The 14,715-nt window shown below is 67.6% G+C and carries 13 protein-coding genes; 6 read left to right on the plus strand and 7 right to left on the minus strand.

Going from position 1 to position 14,715, the window contains the following annotated elements; all coding sequences use genetic code 11:
• Positions 1 to 18 precede the first annotated feature (18 nt).
• From PYR72_RS24835 to PYR72_RS24845, 3 genes are all read right to left on the minus strand, one after another.
• Positions 19 to 1,353, minus strand: coding sequence for an MFS transporter (locus tag PYR72_RS24835; RefSeq protein WP_275457371.1), 1,335 nt, complete (start codon positions 1,351 to 1,353; stop codon positions 19 to 21).
• An 80-nt stretch (positions 1,354 to 1,433) separates the two neighbouring features.
• Entirely contained in the window at positions 1,434 to 2,516 is a 1,083-nt protein-coding gene (locus tag PYR72_RS24840) for an inositol-3-phosphate synthase (RefSeq protein WP_275457372.1), read from the minus strand.
• Positions 2,517 to 2,560: 44 nt separating this feature from the next.
• Positions 2,561 to 3,241 (minus strand): PadR family transcriptional regulator, encoded by a 681-nt coding sequence (locus tag PYR72_RS24845; RefSeq protein WP_275457373.1) that lies wholly within the window; start codon positions 3,239 to 3,241, stop codon positions 2,561 to 2,563.
• Between the two features lie 373 nt (positions 3,242 to 3,614).
• Between PYR72_RS24845 and PYR72_RS24850 the strand changes: the two genes are divergently transcribed.
• A complete protein-coding gene (locus PYR72_RS24850) occupies positions 3,615 to 6,281 on the plus strand; it encodes a transglycosylase domain-containing protein (protein ID WP_275457374.1) in 2,667 nt (888 codons plus the stop codon).
• Positions 6,282 to 6,464: 183 nt separating this feature from the next.
• Positions 6,465 to 7,973, plus strand: a complete 1,509-nt coding sequence (locus PYR72_RS24855; RefSeq protein WP_275457375.1) for a glycosyltransferase 87 family protein — start codon at positions 6,465 to 6,467, stop codon at positions 7,971 to 7,973.
• A gap of 151 nt (positions 7,974 to 8,124) precedes the next feature.
• On the opposite strand, the gene PYR72_RS24860 is transcribed toward PYR72_RS24855, so the two are convergent.
• The 3 genes from PYR72_RS24860 to PYR72_RS24870 form a co-directional block, all read right to left on the minus strand.
• On the minus strand, positions 8,125 to 9,156 hold the full coding sequence (locus PYR72_RS24860; protein ID WP_013002265.1) for an alanine racemase: 1,032 nt from the start codon (positions 9,154 to 9,156) through the stop codon (positions 8,125 to 8,127).
• Positions 9,157 to 9,221: 65 nt separating this feature from the next.
• Complete coding sequence (gene femX / locus PYR72_RS24865; RefSeq protein ID WP_013002266.1) at positions 9,222 to 10,343, minus strand: peptidoglycan bridge formation glycyltransferase FemX; 1,122 nt, start codon at positions 10,341 to 10,343, stop codon at positions 9,222 to 9,224.
• A 224-nt stretch (positions 10,344 to 10,567) separates the two neighbouring features.
• Complete coding sequence (locus PYR72_RS24870) at positions 10,568 to 10,882, minus strand: hypothetical protein (RefSeq protein ID WP_275457376.1); 315 nt, start codon at positions 10,880 to 10,882, stop codon at positions 10,568 to 10,570.
• Positions 10,883 to 11,143: 261 nt separating this feature from the next.
• On the opposite strand from PYR72_RS24870, the gene rpsF reads away from it, so the two are divergent.
• The 4 genes from rpsF (at position 11,144) to rplI (ending at position 12,894) form a co-directional block, all read left to right on the plus strand.
• A complete protein-coding gene (gene rpsF, locus PYR72_RS24875; protein WP_005482942.1) occupies positions 11,144 to 11,434 on the plus strand; it encodes a 30S ribosomal protein S6 in 291 nt (96 codons plus the stop codon).
• A 75-nt stretch (positions 11,435 to 11,509) separates the two neighbouring features.
• The gene (locus PYR72_RS24880; RefSeq protein ID WP_275457377.1) at positions 11,510 to 12,109 is read left to right on the plus strand and encodes a single-stranded DNA-binding protein; all 600 of its coding nucleotides are present in this window, start codon (positions 11,510 to 11,512) and stop codon (positions 12,107 to 12,109) included.
• An 83-nt stretch (positions 12,110 to 12,192) separates the two neighbouring features.
• Positions 12,193 to 12,429 (plus strand): 30S ribosomal protein S18, encoded by a 237-nt coding sequence (gene rpsR, locus PYR72_RS24885; protein ID WP_003949403.1) that lies wholly within the window; start codon positions 12,193 to 12,195, stop codon positions 12,427 to 12,429.
• A gap of 18 nt (positions 12,430 to 12,447) precedes the next feature.
• The gene (gene rplI / locus PYR72_RS24890) at positions 12,448 to 12,894 is read left to right on the plus strand and encodes a 50S ribosomal protein L9 (RefSeq protein WP_005482940.1); all 447 of its coding nucleotides are present in this window, start codon (positions 12,448 to 12,450) and stop codon (positions 12,892 to 12,894) included.
• A 264-nt stretch (positions 12,895 to 13,158) separates the two neighbouring features.
• Here rplI and PYR72_RS24895 read toward each other — a convergent pair whose 3' ends face one another.
• Positions 13,159 to 14,496: an MATE family efflux transporter gene (locus PYR72_RS24895; protein WP_275457378.1), complete on the minus strand. Its 1,338-nt coding sequence runs from the start codon at positions 14,494 to 14,496 to the stop codon at positions 13,159 to 13,161.
• Positions 14,497 to 14,715 lie beyond the last annotated feature (219 nt).

The raw sequence follows: 14,715 nt of genomic DNA on the forward strand, positions 1-14,715 counted from the left end.
GCGCCGACGGGACCGCCGTCACTGAGGGGGCGATGTTTCACGTGAAACATCGACGCCTTCGGCTCGCCGTTGCTCGGTCATGCCGAAGCGGACCATGGCGGCAGCGATCAGTGCGTAGAGCACGGCCACGGAGATCACCAGAGGGGCCGAGCGGCCATCCGGAGGGAGCATCAGGGCGGCCACGGCGGCGGCACCGACGAAGGCGACGTTGAACAGGACGTCGTAGAGCGAGAAGATCCGCCCTCGGTAGCCGTCCTCGACGGAGGACTGCACGATCGTGTCCGTGGCGATCTTGGCTCCCTGGGTGACCAGTCCCAGAACGAACGCCGCGATCAACAGGGGCGCCTGCGCGAACGGCAGGCTGAGGGGCGGAGCGAGCAGGGCCGCGGCGACGGAGCAGCTGACGATCCAGCGGCTCGGTCCCAGCCTTCCGGCAGCCCAGGGCGTGATCACCGCCGCGGTGAAGAATCCCGCTCCCGAGATCCCCACGGCGAGCCCCAGCAGGGCAAGGCCCTCCTCGGAGCCGGATGCGTCGGAACTGCCGGACGGCCAGGCGTACCGGCAGAGCATGAGGACCATGACCGTCAGGGCGCCGTAGCAGAAGCGCATCAGCGTCATCGACGCCAGTGCCCAGGCCGCCGTCCGTCGCCCGGGCTCGGTGAGATGCCGCAGCCCCGCTGCCAGGCCCCGCGCGGTCCCGGCGAGCGCGGAACGCAACTGGAGCTGCACCGAATCCGGTTCCGGGCCCAGCAGGTCGCGGGCCATACGCACCGAGGCGAGGGCCGCACACAGGTAGAGGGCCGAGCCGAACAGCACCACCGTCGCGTCGGAGTCCGGGCCCACGAGCCGGACGACGAAGGCGAGTCCGCCGCCGGCGGTCGCGGCCAGCGTTCCGGCTGTCGGGGAGAGCGAGTTGGCGACCACCAGGCGGTCGGCGTCCACCACCCGGGGCAGCGCGGCGGAGAGCCCCGCCAGTACGAAGCGATTGACCGCGGTGACGCTCAGGGCGGATACGTAGAAGAGCCAGTCGGGTACATGGCTCAGGATCAGGAGGGCCGTCACGGATGCCAGCAGGGCTCGCAGCAGGTTTCCGTACAGCAGGACCTGGCGGCGGCGCCAGCGATCCAGCAGCACGCCCGCGAAAGGGCCGACGAGGGAGTACGGAAGGAGCAGAACCGCCATGGCGGAGGCGATGGCGGCCGCTGACGTCTGCTTCTCGGGAGAGAAGACGACATAGGTGGCGAGGGCGACCTGGAAGACCCCGTCGGCTCCCTGGGACAGCAGACGCACGGCCAGCAGGCGCCGGAAGTCGCGGAGGCGGAGCAGGACGCGCAGGTCGCGCACGACGGACATGGGGCCCAACCTCACCTATAGGGGAGGGCCCCCGGGCGCATGACCCGGAGACCCTCAACAGCCCACTACGAGCGCTCGGATCAGCGCTCGACCTCGCCCTTGATGAACTTCTCGACGTTCTCGCGGGCCTCGTCGTCGAAGTACTGCACCGGCGGGGACTTCATGAAGTACGAGGACGCCGACAGGATCGGGCCGCCGATGCCGCGGTCCTTGGCGATCTTCGCGGCGCGCAGGGCGTCGATGATGACGCCGGCGGAGTTCGGGGAGTCCCAGACCTCGAGCTTGTACTCCAGGTTCAGCGGGACGTCTCCGAACGCACGGCCCTCGAGGCGGACGTACGCCCACTTGCGGTCGTCGAGCCACGCGACGTAGTCCGACGGGCCGATGTGGACGTTCTTCTCGCCGAGCTCCCGGTCGGGGATCTGCGAGGTGACGGCCTGGGTCTTGGAGATCTTCTTGGACTCCAGCCGCTCACGCTCGAGCATGTTCTTGAAGTCCATGTTGCCGCCGACGTTCAGCTGCATCGTGCGGTCCAGGACGACACCCCGGTCCTCGAACAGCTTCGCCATGACGCGGTGCGTGATGGTGGCACCCACCTGCGACTTGATGTCGTCACCGACGATCGGGACGCCCGCCTCGACGAACTTGTCCGCCCACTCCTTGGTACCGGCGATGAAGACCGGAAGGGCGTTGACGAAGGCGACCTTGGCGTCGATGGCGCACTGGGCGTAGAACTTCGCCGCGGCCTCGGAACCGACGGGCAGGTAGCAGACGAGAACGTCGACCTGCTTGTCCTTCAGCACCTGGACCACGTCCACCGGGGCCTCGGCGGACTCCTCGATGGTCTCGCGGTAGTACTTACCGAGACCGTCGAGGGTGTGGCCGCGCTGCACGGTCACACCGGTGGCGGGCACGTCACAGATCTTGATCGTGTTGTTCTCGGAGGCGCCGATGGCGTCGGCGAGGTCGAGGCCGACCTTCTTGGCGTCGACGTCGAAGGCGGCGACGAACTCCACGTCACGCACGTGGTAGTCACCGAACTGCACGTGCATGAGGCCCGGGACCTTCGACGCCGGGTCGGCGTCCTTGTAGTACTCGACTCCCTGCACCAGCGACGCGGCGCAGTTGCCCACACCGACGACGGCTACGCGAACCGAACCCATTCCGGCTGCTCCCTGTGTGTACGAGTGAGGTCCTGGCAGGGACCTCACGTGGTGGTGTCGCCGGGCGCATCCGGCCCGGGGGTCTCCCCGGGCCGGGGCAGGGCGCCCGGCGCTCCCTCTGTGGTGTCGCGAGCGGGCTCTGCGTCGCCGGGGCCCTTCAGGTCCCGGCCTGCCCGCTCGCTCTCGATGAGCTCGTTCAGCCAGCGCACTTCGCGCTCCACGGACTCCATCCCGTGGCGCTGGAGCTCGAGCGTGTAGTCGTCGAGGCGTTCTCGGGTGCGCGCCAGCGAGGCCCGCATCTTCTCCAGCCGTTCCTCCAAACGGCTGCGACGGCCCTCCAGGACGCGCATACGCACATCACGGGAGGTCTGCCCGAAGAACGCGAAGCGAGCAGCGAAGTGCTCGTCCTCGTAGGCATCGGGACCCGTCTGCGAGAGCAGCTCCTCGAAGTGCTCCTTACCTTCCGCCGTCAACCGGTAGACGATCTTGGCGCGGCGGCCCGTGAGCGGGACGGCGGCAGCATCTTCCGGGGTACCACCCGGTTCCTCGATCAACCAGCCGTTCGCGACCAGCGTCTTGAGGCAGGGGTACAAGGTCCCGTAGCTGAACGCACGGAACACACCCAACGACGTGTTGAGTCGTTTGCGCAGCTCGTAGCCGTGCATCGGGGCTTCGCGGAGCAGACCGAGGACGGCGAACTCGAGTATCCCGGAGCGCCGGCTCATCGTCGTCTCCTCTCTCCCGCTGGCCCCGCCGACACGATTTATGCCGAGCTGATGTATCGACTCGATACATCCAGACGATAGAACGCCCCTACGGATGCGACAAGTGGGGATTCGGTGAACGGGGTCACATCACCGATTAGTAGGAAGCAAGTTGCCTGATTTGGGGTGAAGTTCGGTGCTCAGTGGGTTTTGGCGGTGCGTAGTCTGTGCGGCATGCACACCACCGGGAACCGAGTGACGTTTGAGCACGTCGCCGTCCTGAGTGCGGTACGGATGAATGCCAGCACGACCGCATCCGTACTTCGGGGGGACCGGAAACCAGCCGCCGTTTCCAGGCGCGCACGGGTGCGCCTGCCCGAGGAGTAGTCGTTCGATGAGCGAGCACCGTCGCAAACCGCCGCAGCCGCAGGGAGGCGGACGTGCCGCGGCCCGACGCGGCCAGTCGGCGTCCTCCGGCCGCCGCGCGGCACCGCGGGGCGCCACCGGGTCACTTTCCGAGACCTATGGCCCGGGAGGTGAGGAGAACCAGTACGAGGGCCGTGCCGCCACGCGTCGGGCGTCGCAGAGAAGCGCCGACAGTGGCATCGTCGGGAGCCGTCGCAGAGCCGCCGAGCCCGCCGGGCGTGGACCGGGGCGCGGCCGCGGGCGCGCGGCTCCGCCCGGCAAGCAGCGCTTCATCGACTACCCGCGTGCCGGCAAGTACGGGGTGATGCGCTGGGTGCCGTCGTGGCGTCAGGTGACCGGCCTGCTCATCGGTTTCTTCGGGAGCCTGGTGGCGGCGGCCGGCATCGGATACGCGGTCGTGGCGGTACCGGACCCGGCCCAGGCCGCGACGGCACAGAACAACGTTTACTACTGGTCGGACGGCTCGCAGATGGTCGCGACGGGTGGTGAGGTCAACCGCCAGATCATCGCGTACGAGAAGATCCCCAAGGCGATGCGCTACGCCGTCATGTCGGCCGAGAACAAGACGTTCGAGACCGACAGCGGTGTCGACCCGATGGGTATCGCGCGAGCCGTCGTCAACATGGCCAAGGGTGGTCAGACGCAGGGTGGCTCGACCATCACCCAGCAGTACGTGAAGAACGCCATGCTGGACGACCAGTCGCAGACCCTGTCGCGGAAGGTCAAGGAGCTCTTCATCTCGGTCAAGGTGGGAACCTCGGTCGAGAAGGAAGAGATCATGTCGGGGTACCTGAACACCGCGTACTACGGACGCGGTGCGTACGGCATCCAGGCGGCCGCCCGCACGTACTTCGGCAAGGACGCCGAGAAGCTCAACCCGAGCCAGTGCGCCTTCCTGGCCGCGGTCCTCAAGGGTGCGACGTACTACGACCCGGCCGGCGCGCCGTCGATCGACCCGGAGGCCTCGCCGGAGAACAACCGGAAGCGGGCCACGTACCGCTGGCGCTGGATCCTCAACGAGATGGTCAAGGACAAGCACCTGGCCGCGGCCGAGCGGAACCAGTACAACGATTTCCCCAAGATCCAGAGCCCTCGGTCCAACGCCCAGCTGGGCGGTCAGATCGGCTACCTCGTCGACACCGCCAAGGGCTACATCCTCAACAACACGGACATCACCCAGAAGCAGCTGGAGCAGGGTGGTTACGAGATCCACACGACCTTCGACAAGAAGAAGGTCAAGGAACTCGAGAAGGCCGTGGTCAAGGTCCGCAAGGAGAACATCAAGCCCGGCCAGCGCCCGGACACCGACACCCATGTCCAGTTCGGCGGCGCGTCCGTGAATCCGAAGTCGGGCGCCATCGAGGCGATCTACGGCGGTGAGGACGCCACCAAGCACTTCACCAACAACGCCGACGTCACCGGTGCGCAGGTCGGTTCGACGTTCAAGACGTACGTGCTCGCGGCAGCCATGACCTGGGGCAAGCGCGATCCCGACCTCGACGGGGACCAGGCGCAGGACGAGCGCACCATCGTCTCGCCGAAGAGCCTCTACAGCGGCAAGAACAACCTCAAGATCAAGGACTACGACGGACAGGTCTGGGCCAACGAGAAGGGTGAGGAGTGGCTGCAGGCCAACGACGATGACGCGTCGTACGGCCGCGCGCCGAAGTACCAGATCGACCTCCGCGAGGCGATGCGGGTCTCGGCGAACTCGGCCTTCGTGCAGCTGGGCATGGACGTCGGTCTGGATCGGGTGAAGGAGGCCGCCATCGCGGCAGGCCTCAAGGAGAACAGCCTGACCGGCACCAGCTTCCCGTCCTTCTCGATCGGTATCTCCGATCCCAGTGCGATCCGTATGGCGGGCTCGTACGCGACGTTCGCCGCCAGTGGCAAGCAGAACGACCCGTTCTCCGTGAAGACGGTGGAGCACGAGGGTCTGACCATGTTCGACCACGATGACATCGCCGAGCCCAAGCGGGCCTTCACGGCCGAGGTCGCCGACAACGTCACCGACGTGCTCAAGACCGTCGTGGACGAGGGAACCGGTACGTCGGCCCGGCTGACCGGCCGTGAGGTGGCGGGCAAGACCGGTACCACCGACGGCAACAAGTCGGCCTGGTTCGTCGGATACACCCCGCAGTTGTCGACCGCGATCAGCATGTACCGCATGGACGACGACGAGTCCAACAAGAACCGGAAGTTCCTGGAGATGTACGGCACGGGTGGCCAGGAGACGATCCACGGTGCCTCGTTCCCGGCCGAGATCTGGCACGACTACATGGAGGACGCCCTCCAGGGCCAGCCGGCTGTGGACTTCCCGGAGCCCCAGCCGATCGGTGTGATCGTGAACGACGATCCGGACCCGACTCCGACCCCGACCCCGACCGAGTCGGAGGAGGAGACTCCCGAGCCGAGCCCGACGCCTTCCGAGAGCGACCCCGAGCCGTCGCCGACGCCCAGCGACGTTTGCGACAACCCGTTCGATCCCACCTGTGAGGACCCGGGTGATACCGACGCGGGCGGTACGGATGTCGGGGGAGCCGATGGCGGGGTGACTCCTACACCGACGGAGTCGCAGGACGATACGAGAGGCAACCAGAACGGGGGAGGACTCTTCGGAGGCCCCAACGGGTAGCGTCTCGACCGGCAGAAGGTGTTTCACGTGAAACAAGGGCCATCGCACCGATCAGGTGCGGTGGCCCTTGAGCGTTTCGGGGATCCGGAGAGCGGTGACGGGCTGTGTTTCACGTGAAACATCGACCCCGGCCCGTGACGGGACGCGGCGGCCCTGGGCGGATTCCCAGGCGCGTACGGCAGGATGTGCGGCATGCCCAGTGCAGAGACGACGCGAGTGAGCGTGGACGAGCCGGAGCCCGTACGGCCGACCAAGGAGGACGAGGTCGCCGCGACCGGCAGTGAGCTGATCGGCGGCCCGATCGGGCGGCGGGCGCTGCTCGGCACGTCCTGGTGGACGCCGGTACGAGTCGTCGCGCTCGTGGCGATCGGCATGTTCGCGCTGGGCATGGTGCAGAAGCTGCCCTGCTACGACGGCGCCTGGTTCTTCGGTGCCAGCTCCCAGTACACCCATGCCTGCTACTCGGACATCCCGCACCTCTACCAGGGGCGTGGCTTCGCCGACGGGCTCGTACCGTACTTCGACAAGATCCCCGGCGACATGGAGTACCTCGAGTACCCGGTGCTGACAGGGGTGTTCATGGAGGTCGCCGCCTGGCTCACCCCGGGCAGCGGCACCATCCAGCACCAAGAACAGTGGTACTGGATGGTCAATGCCGGGATGCTGATGGTGTGCGCGGCCGTCATCGCCGTCTGCTGCGCCCGTATCCACCGCCGGCGTCCCTGGGACGGCCTTCTGATGGCGCTGGCGCCGGCCTTCGCGCTGACGGCCACCATCAACTGGGATCTGCTCGCCGTGGCCATGCTGGCCGCCGCCACGCTGATGTGGTCGCGTGGTCGGCCGCTCGCCTTCGGTGTGCTGCTCGGACTCGCCACGGCCGCCAAGTTCTATCCGTTCCTGCTGCTCGGACCGCTCTTCGTGCTGTGCTGGCGGGCGGGCAAGTGGCGTGCGTTCGTGACCGCGCTGCTCGGAGCCGTCGGAGCCTGGCTCGCGGTCAACCTGCCGGTGATGCTCCTGGCCCCCGACGGATGGGCGAAGTTCTACCGCTTCAGTCAGGAACGCGGCGTCGACTTCGGGTCCTTCTTCCTCGTCATCTCGCAGCGGCTGAACATTCAGATCACGGCCGAGACGGCGAACGCGTACGCGATGGTCTCGATGGTGCTCGTCTGCGCGGGTATCGCCGTGCTCGCGCTGACCGCACCGCGCCGCCCGCGCTTCGCGCAGCTCGCCTTCCTGATCGTCGCGGCCTTCATTCTCACCAACAAGGTCTACTCACCGCAGTACGTGCTCTGGCTGGTCCCCCTCGCCGCGCTGGCGCGGCCCCGCTGGCGGGACTTCCTCATCTGGCAGGCGTGTGAGGTGGCGTATTTCCTGGGCATCTGGATGTACCTCGCCTACACGACCAGTGGAGACGCCCACAAGGGCCTGCCCGCCGAGGGCTACCATCTCGCGATCATGGCCCACCTGCTGGGGACGCTGTACCTGTGCGCCATCGTCGTCCGGGACATCCTGATGCCCGATCGGGACCCGGTGCGCCGGGCGGGTGACGACGACCCCTCCGGTGGAGTGCTCGACGGCGCGGAGGACGTTCACGTGTACGGCGCGGCGGCCCGGCCTCCGCGGCACGCGATGCACTTCGAAGGGCCACCGGTGGACTGGGGCAACCGCGACCAACAGGACAGTTCGCTCTGAGCGAACAGAGTGTGGGTGAGTGACGCGGAGGGCCGTACACGAGGTGTCGTGTACGGCCCTCCGCTTGATGCCGTGGGTGATCCGTTCGGCGGTTCGTTCGCCCTGCCCTGAGGCTCCTGCCCCTGAGGGGCTGTCCCCGAGGGCAGAGCCCTCAGCGGTCGACCGACCGGTCGAACTGCGTGGTGGTGTGCCGCAGATGGGCCACCAGTTCCTCGCCGACCTTCGGTTCGGGGGCGTCCGACGGGACGAAGAGGATCGAGACCTGCATGTGCGGCGGTTCGGCGAACCAGCGCTGCTTGCCGGCCCAGACGAAGGGAGAAAGGTTCCGGTTGACCGTGGCGAGCCCTGCCCGGGCCACTCCCTTGGCGCGCGGCATGACGCCGTGCAGCGCCTTCGGCGCCTCCAGCCCCACCCCGTGCGAGGTACCGCCGGCCACCACCACCAGGAAGCCGTCGGAGGCGGCCTTCTGCTGCCGGTAACCGAAGCGGTCTCCCTTGGCGACGCGGGTGACGTCCAGCACCGCTCCGCGGTACTCGGTCGCCTCGTGGTCGCCCAGCCACAGCCGCGTGCCGATACGGGCCCGGAAACGGGTCTGCGGGAACTGCTGCTGCAGACGGATGAGGTCCTCGGACTTGAGGTGGCTCACGAACATGGTGTGCAGCGGCAGTCGGGCAGCGCGCAGACGGTCCATCCAGCCGATGACCTCCTCGACGGCGTCGGAGCCGTCGGTGCGGTCCAGCGGCAGGTGGATGGCGAAGCCCTCCAGGCGCACGTTCTCTATGGCCGCGTGGAGCTGGGGCAGCTCCTGCTCGCTGACTCCGTGCCGCTTCATCGAGGACATGACCTCGATGACGACACGGGCGCCCACGAGGCCGTACACGCCGTCGACCGACGACACGGAGCGGATGACGCGGTCGGGCAGGGGGACGGGCTCCTCAGCGCGTCTGTAGGGCGTCAGCACCAGCAGGTCGCCGCTGAACCAGTCCTTGATCCGGGCGGCCTCGTACGTGGTTCCGACGGCGAGGATGTCCGACCCGAGGCGCGTGGCCTCTTCCGCCAGCTTCTCGTGACCGAAGCCGTAGCCGTTGCCCTTGCAGACGGGCACGAGTCCCGGGAACTGCTCCTGAACATGCTTGTGGTGTGCCCGCCAGCGCGCGGTGTCGACGTACAGCGTGAGCGCCATGGACGGTCCCGGAACCTTTCTGGTGGCTGCGGTGTATCAGAGGTATGGAAACAAAAACGGGGGCGTCAGCGGCGCGACATGTAGATGTCGAGCGCCTTGTGGAGCAGCTTGTTCAGCGGGAAGTCCCATTCCCCGAGGTACTCGGCGGCCTGTCCGCCCGTACCCACCTTGAACTGGATCAGGCCGAACAGGTGATCCGTCTCGTCCAGCGAGTCGGAGATGCCGCGCAGGTCGTAGACGGTCGCGCCGAGCGCGTAGGAGTCCCGCAGCATGCGCCACTGCATCGCGTTCGAGGGCCGGACCTCACGGCCGATGTTGTCCGAGGCGCCGTAGGAGTACCAGACGTGCCCGCCGACGACCAGCATGGTGGCGGCGGACAGGTTCACGCCGTTGTGGCGGGCGAAGTAGAGCCGCATGCGGTTGGGATCCTCGGTGTTGAGGGCCGTCCACATGCGCTGGAAGTACGACAGCGGGCGCGGCCGGAAACGGTCGCGCACGGCAGTGATCTCGTACAGCCGCTGCCACTCCTCCAGGTCCTGGTAACCGCCCTGGACGACCTCGACCCCGGCCTTCTCGGCCTTCTTGATGTTGCGGCGCCACAGCTGGTTGAAGTTCTTGTGGACCTCTTCCAGGGAGCGGTTGGCCAGCGGCACCTGGTAGACGTAGCGGGGCTGCACGTCACCGAAGCCGGCCCCGCCGTCCTCGCCCTGCTGCCAGCCCATACGGCGCAGTTTGTCGGCGACCTCGAAGGCCCGCGGCTCGATGAAGTCGGCCTCGATGTCGCGCAGGCGCTTGACGTCCGGATTCTGGATACCGGCCTTGATGGACGTGGCCTCCCAGCGCCGGATGATCACCGGCGGGCCCATCTTCACCGAGAAGGCGCCCTGCTGCTTCAGATGGGCGAGCATCGGCTCCAGCCAGTCGGTGAGGTTCGGAGCGAACCAGTTGATGACCGGGCCCTCGGGCAGGTAGGCGAGGTAGCGCTTGATCTTGGGCAGCTGGCGGTACAGCACCAGGCCGGCGCCGACCATCTCACCGGTCCTGTCGTCGAACCACCCGAGGTTCTCGGAGCGCCACTCGGCCTTCACGTCGGCCCAGGCCGGGACCTGCATGTGGCTAGCCGAGGGCAGGCTCTGGATGTATGCCAGATGCTGCTCACGGCTGATCGTCCTCAGGGTCAGGCTCATTCAGGGCGCTCCTCGGGCTGGTGTGTCCCCATGGGTACAGGGGCTCCGGCTCTCGCGCCGAAGCCTACTGCGCCCTGCGGGCGCCTCGAATGGCCGTATGGGACCTGGGGCCCGGCCGGGACGCGGCCGGGACGTCAGGTGGTGTCATTCGGCCGCTTGGTCCGATGTAAGGCGGCGGACAGCGAGGAACACGGCCCGCCGCCCGAGCGGCCGGGTGCGCGAAGTCAGCCGATCACTCCACCGAAGAGGCCTCCGTGGGCCATACCGAGGAAGAAACCGACAGCCGAGGCACCGAGACCCACGATCAGGCCGAAGCGCTCACGGGTCGTCTCCGAGATGAACTGCCCGTACGCGCCGGTCAGAATGCCCACCAGCCCCGTCCAGGAGCTGAGCAGATGCAGATGGTGGAACATCGCCGTGACGAAGGAGACCGCCCCGAGTACGAGCGTCACGGCGAGCAGGGTGTCCTGCACGGGGTGGGGCTTGTCGTCGGTGGCGAACAGGGAGCCGGCGATGTTGGGTCGCAATGTCTGTGCCATAGGGCACCTCCTGCGGAAGGCGGCGCATCGTAGCGCCATACACACCCGATGTGTACAGATTGACGGTCACCGCCCCCCAATTTCAACCGGAAGCGGGGGTGCAGGTAGTCTGTACCGTCTGCACCGGTGTCTGCCCAGGCCATGACAGAGCCCCTCGCGGGAACTCGATTGTCAGTGGTGGCCGATACCGTTGCGTACGCATCACAACCCTCCTGCCACGGAACGACCGTGGCCGCTGAGTCCGAAGGAGGTGGGTTCCACATGCGTCACTACGAGGTGATGGTCATCCTCGACCCCGATCTGGAGGAGCGCGCTGTCGCCCCCCTGATCGAGAACTTCCTCTCCGTCGTCCGTGAGGGCAACGGAAAGGTCGAGAAGGTCGACACCTGGGGCCGTCGTCGTCTCTCGTACGAGATCAAGAAGAAGCCCGAGGGCATCTACTCGGTCATCGACCTGCAGGCCGAGCCTGCGGTCGTCAAGGAGCTCGACCGCCAGATGAACCTGAACGAGTCGGTCCTCCGGACCAAGGTCCTCCGCCCCGAGACCCACTGAGCTTCCGCTCAGCTGATCCCGGGATTCGAGTAGCAGCACAAGCAGCCAGCAGCAAACCCGCCGAGAGGTACCCCCATGGCAGGCGAGACCGTCATCACGGTCGTCGGCAATCTTGTCGATGACCCCGAGCTGCGCTTCACCCCTTCCGGTGCGGCGGTCGCGAAGTTCCGTGTCGCGTCCACCCCCCGCACCTTCGACCGTCAGACCAACGAGTGGAAGGACGGCGAGAGCCTGTTCCTGACCTGCTCGGTCTGGCGTCAGGCGGCGGAGAACGTCGCCGAGTCGCTCCAGCGAGGCATGCGCGTCATCGTGCAGGGCCGGCTGAAGCAGCGGTCCTACGAGGACCGTGAGGGCGTCAAGCGCACGGTCTACGAGCTGGACGTCGAGGAAGTCGGCGCCAGCCTGCGCAGTGCCACGGCCAAGGTCACCAAGACCGCCGGCGGTGGCCGCGGTGGCCAGGGTGGTTACGGCGGTGGCGGCGGTAACGGCGGCGGCGGCCAGGGTGGCGGCGGCTGGGGCGGAGGCTCCGGCGGCGGTCAGCAGGGCGGCGGCGCTCCCGCCGACGACCCGTGGGCCAGCGGCGCACCCGCCGGTGGCAACCAGGGCGGCGGCGGTGGCGGCTGGGGCGGCAGCTCCGGCGGCGGTGGCGGCTACTCGGACGAGCCCCCCTTCTAAGACCTCCCGGGCCGGATCACCGGCCTCGGAGGGCGAAGACGGGGGCGCACCCCCAAACTTCTTGATCACACAGGAGAAACACCATGGCGAAGCCGCCTGTGCGCAAGCCTAAGAAGAAGGTCTGCGCATTCTGCAAGGACAAGGTCACGTACGTGGACTACAAGGACACGAACATGCTGCGGAAGTTCATTTCCGACCGCGGCAAGATCCGTGCCCGCCGCGTGACCGGCAACTGCACGCAGCACCAGCGTGACGTCGCCACGGCCGTCAAGAACAGCCGTGAGATGGCGCTGCTGCCCTACACGTCCACCGCGCGCTAAGGAAAGGGTGACCGACCAATGAAGATCATCCTTACCCACGAGGTCTCCGGCCTCGGCGCTGCCGGCGACGTCGTCGACGTCAAGGACGGCTACGCTCGCAACTACCTGATCCCGCGGAAGTTCGCGATCCGCTGGACCAAGGGCGGCGAGAAGGACGTCGAGCAGATCCGTCGTGCTCGCAAGATCCACGAGATCCAGACCATCGAGCAGGCCAACCAGGTCAAGGGCCAGCTCGAGGCCGTCAAGGTTCGTCTGGCTGTCCGCTCCGGCGACGCCGGTCGGCTCTTCGGTTCCGTCACCCCGGCCGACATCGCTTCCGCGATCAAGGCTTCCGGTGGCCCCGAGGTCGACAAGCGCCGCATCGAGCTGACCTCTCCGATCAAGACGCTGGGCGCCCACGAGACGTCCGTGCGTCTGCACCCCGAGGTTGCCGCCAAGGTCAACATCGAGGTCATCGCGGCCTAAGGGCCGTCCTCGCTCAAGCGACGTATGGGGCCGCATCCTGCGAAGGGTGCGGCCCCATACGCGTGCCCGGACGTTCTGCTGCCCGCCCGCCCGCCCGCCCGGCCGCTGGCGCCCGGAGCCCGGCGTCCATCGGTCTGTCGGTCCGTCGGTCTGTCGGTCCGCCTGTGGGTCCAGGGCTGTCGGCGGAGTGGCCGTTTCACGAGGCACGGAGCGAAGTTGCCCTATGTTTCACGTGAAACATCGCCTCGCTCACGTCCTGCTCCGTCAGCGGGTCGCTCCTGTGACGATCCAGAGGCCGGAGCGGGAGCGGAGCCAGAGGGTCAGCATGCGCGTCGCCATCATCAGCGTCATGGCGCCCCAGAGAGCGGTCAGGCCCGCGCCGAGGGCGGGGACGAGCAGAGCGGCTGGGACGAAGACCGCCAGGGTCAGCAGCATGGCCCGGGCGAGGTAGGGGCCGTCTCCCGCGCCCATGAGTACGCCGTCCAGCACGAAGACGATGCCGGAGACCGGCTGTGCCAGCGCCACCACGATCAGAGCGGGGAGCGCGGCCTTCTGTACGGCCGGGTCGTCCGTGAAGAGAGGGATGAACAGGGGTCGGGCGAGCAGCACCAGCAAGCCGAGCACAAAGCCCGTGGCGATCCCCCACTGCACCATCCGGCGGCAGGCTTCGCGGGCTCCCTGGGCGTCGCCCGCACCGAGGTAGCGGCCGATGATGGCCTGTCCGGCGATGGCGATCGCGTCCAGGGCGAAGGCGAGCAGGCTCCAGAGCGAGAGGATGATCTGGTGCGCGGCGATGTCCTCGTCCCCGAGCCGGGCGGCAACGGCGGTGGCGATGATGAGGACGGCGCGGAGGGAGAGCGTGCGGACGAGCAAGGGCATCCCGGCCTGAGCCGAGGCGCGTATTCCGTCGGCGTCCGGCCGTAGGGAGGCGCCGTGTCTGCGGGCGCCGCGGATCACGACCCAGAGGTAGGCGACCGCCATACCGAGTTGGGCGATGACGGTTCCCCAGGCCGACCCTGCGATGCCGAGATCGACGCCGTAGACGAGGAACGCGTTCAGCGCGCCGTTGGCCACGAAGCCCGCCACGGCGACGTACAGAGGGGTCTTCGTGTCCTGGAGGCCGCGCAGCACACCGGTGGCGGCGAGCACGACGAGCATGGCGGGGATGCCGAGCGCCGAGATCCGCAGGTAGGTCGTGGCATAGGGAGCCGCAGTGTCCGAGGAACCGAAGAGAGCGACGAGCGTGGGCGCCGTGGGCATGACGACGGCCACGACCGCGATGCCCAGCAGCAGGGAGAGCCAGATGCCGTCGATGCCTTGCCGGATGGCGGCCCGGAGATCTCCGGCTCCGACACGTCGGGCGACGGCGGCCGTGGTGGCGTACGCGAGAAAGACGAAGACGCTCACCGCGGTGACGAGCAGGGCCGAAGCGACACCGAGACCGGCCAGTTGTGCGGTGCCGAGATGGCCGACGACGGCGGTGTCGACCATCAGGAAGAGCGGCTCGGCGACGAGCGCGCCGAAGGCCGGGACGGCCAGCGTGATGATCTCGCGATCGTGCCGGCGCCGGGTGGCCTTGGGCGGCGCGGAAGCCTGTGTCATGAGCACCAATCTAATCTTCCACAGGTAAGAGATGCAATGCGCTAGTGACTATTACTATCCGCATGGTCGGACGCGGTCTCGCTCGAAGATCGCGACGATCTTGATCCGGTCGGGAAAGTTTTTCTCCTGCACAGCCAGTGGACGGTAAAGGTGCAGCTCAGGGCGTTCTCTTTGGGGGAAGCGAGGTCTTGTTCACAGGGCTGTCCACCGAGTCGTGCA

This window comes from Streptomyces sp. VNUA24 (assembly GCF_029167005.1).
GTDB lineage: Bacteria > Actinomycetota > Actinomycetes > Streptomycetales > Streptomycetaceae > Streptomyces > Streptomyces scabiei.

Bases quoted from the DNA above. Each gene is read 5' to 3' on its own strand.
- rpsF (WP_005482942.1), top strand. From the start codon at position 11,144: ATGCGTCACTACGAGGTGATGGTCATCCTCGACCCCGATCTGGAGGAG.
- PYR72_RS24835 (WP_275457371.1), bottom strand. From the start codon at position 1,353: ATGTCCGTCGTGCGCGACCTGCGCGTCCTGCTCCGCCTCCGCGACTTC.
- rplI (WP_005482940.1), top strand. From the start codon at position 12,448: ATGAAGATCATCCTTACCCACGAGGTCTCCGGCCTCGGCGCTGCCGGC.
- PYR72_RS24870 (WP_275457376.1), bottom strand. From the start codon at position 10,882: ATGGCACAGACATTGCGACCCAACATCGCCGGCTCCCTGTTCGCCACC.
- PYR72_RS24845 (WP_275457373.1), bottom strand. From the start codon at position 3,241: ATGAGCCGGCGCTCCGGGATACTCGAGTTCGCCGTCCTCGGTCTGCTC.
- PYR72_RS24840 (WP_275457372.1), bottom strand. From the start codon at position 2,516: ATGGGTTCGGTTCGCGTAGCCGTCGTCGGTGTGGGCAACTGCGCCGCG.
- femX (WP_013002266.1), bottom strand. From the start codon at position 10,343: ATGAGCCTGACCCTGAGGACGATCAGCCGTGAGCAGCATCTGGCATAC.
- PYR72_RS24850 (WP_275457374.1), top strand. From the start codon at position 3,615: ATGAGCGAGCACCGTCGCAAACCGCCGCAGCCGCAGGGAGGCGGACGT.
- PYR72_RS24860 (WP_013002265.1), bottom strand. From the start codon at position 9,156: ATGGCGCTCACGCTGTACGTCGACACCGCGCGCTGGCGGGCACACCAC.
- PYR72_RS24855 (WP_275457375.1), top strand. From the start codon at position 6,465: ATGTGCGGCATGCCCAGTGCAGAGACGACGCGAGTGAGCGTGGACGAG.
- rpsR (WP_003949403.1), top strand. From the start codon at position 12,193: ATGGCGAAGCCGCCTGTGCGCAAGCCTAAGAAGAAGGTCTGCGCATTC.
- PYR72_RS24895 (WP_275457378.1), bottom strand. From the start codon at position 14,496: ATGACACAGGCTTCCGCGCCGCCCAAGGCCACCCGGCGCCGGCACGAT.
- PYR72_RS24880 (WP_275457377.1), top strand. From the start codon at position 11,510: ATGGCAGGCGAGACCGTCATCACGGTCGTCGGCAATCTTGTCGATGAC.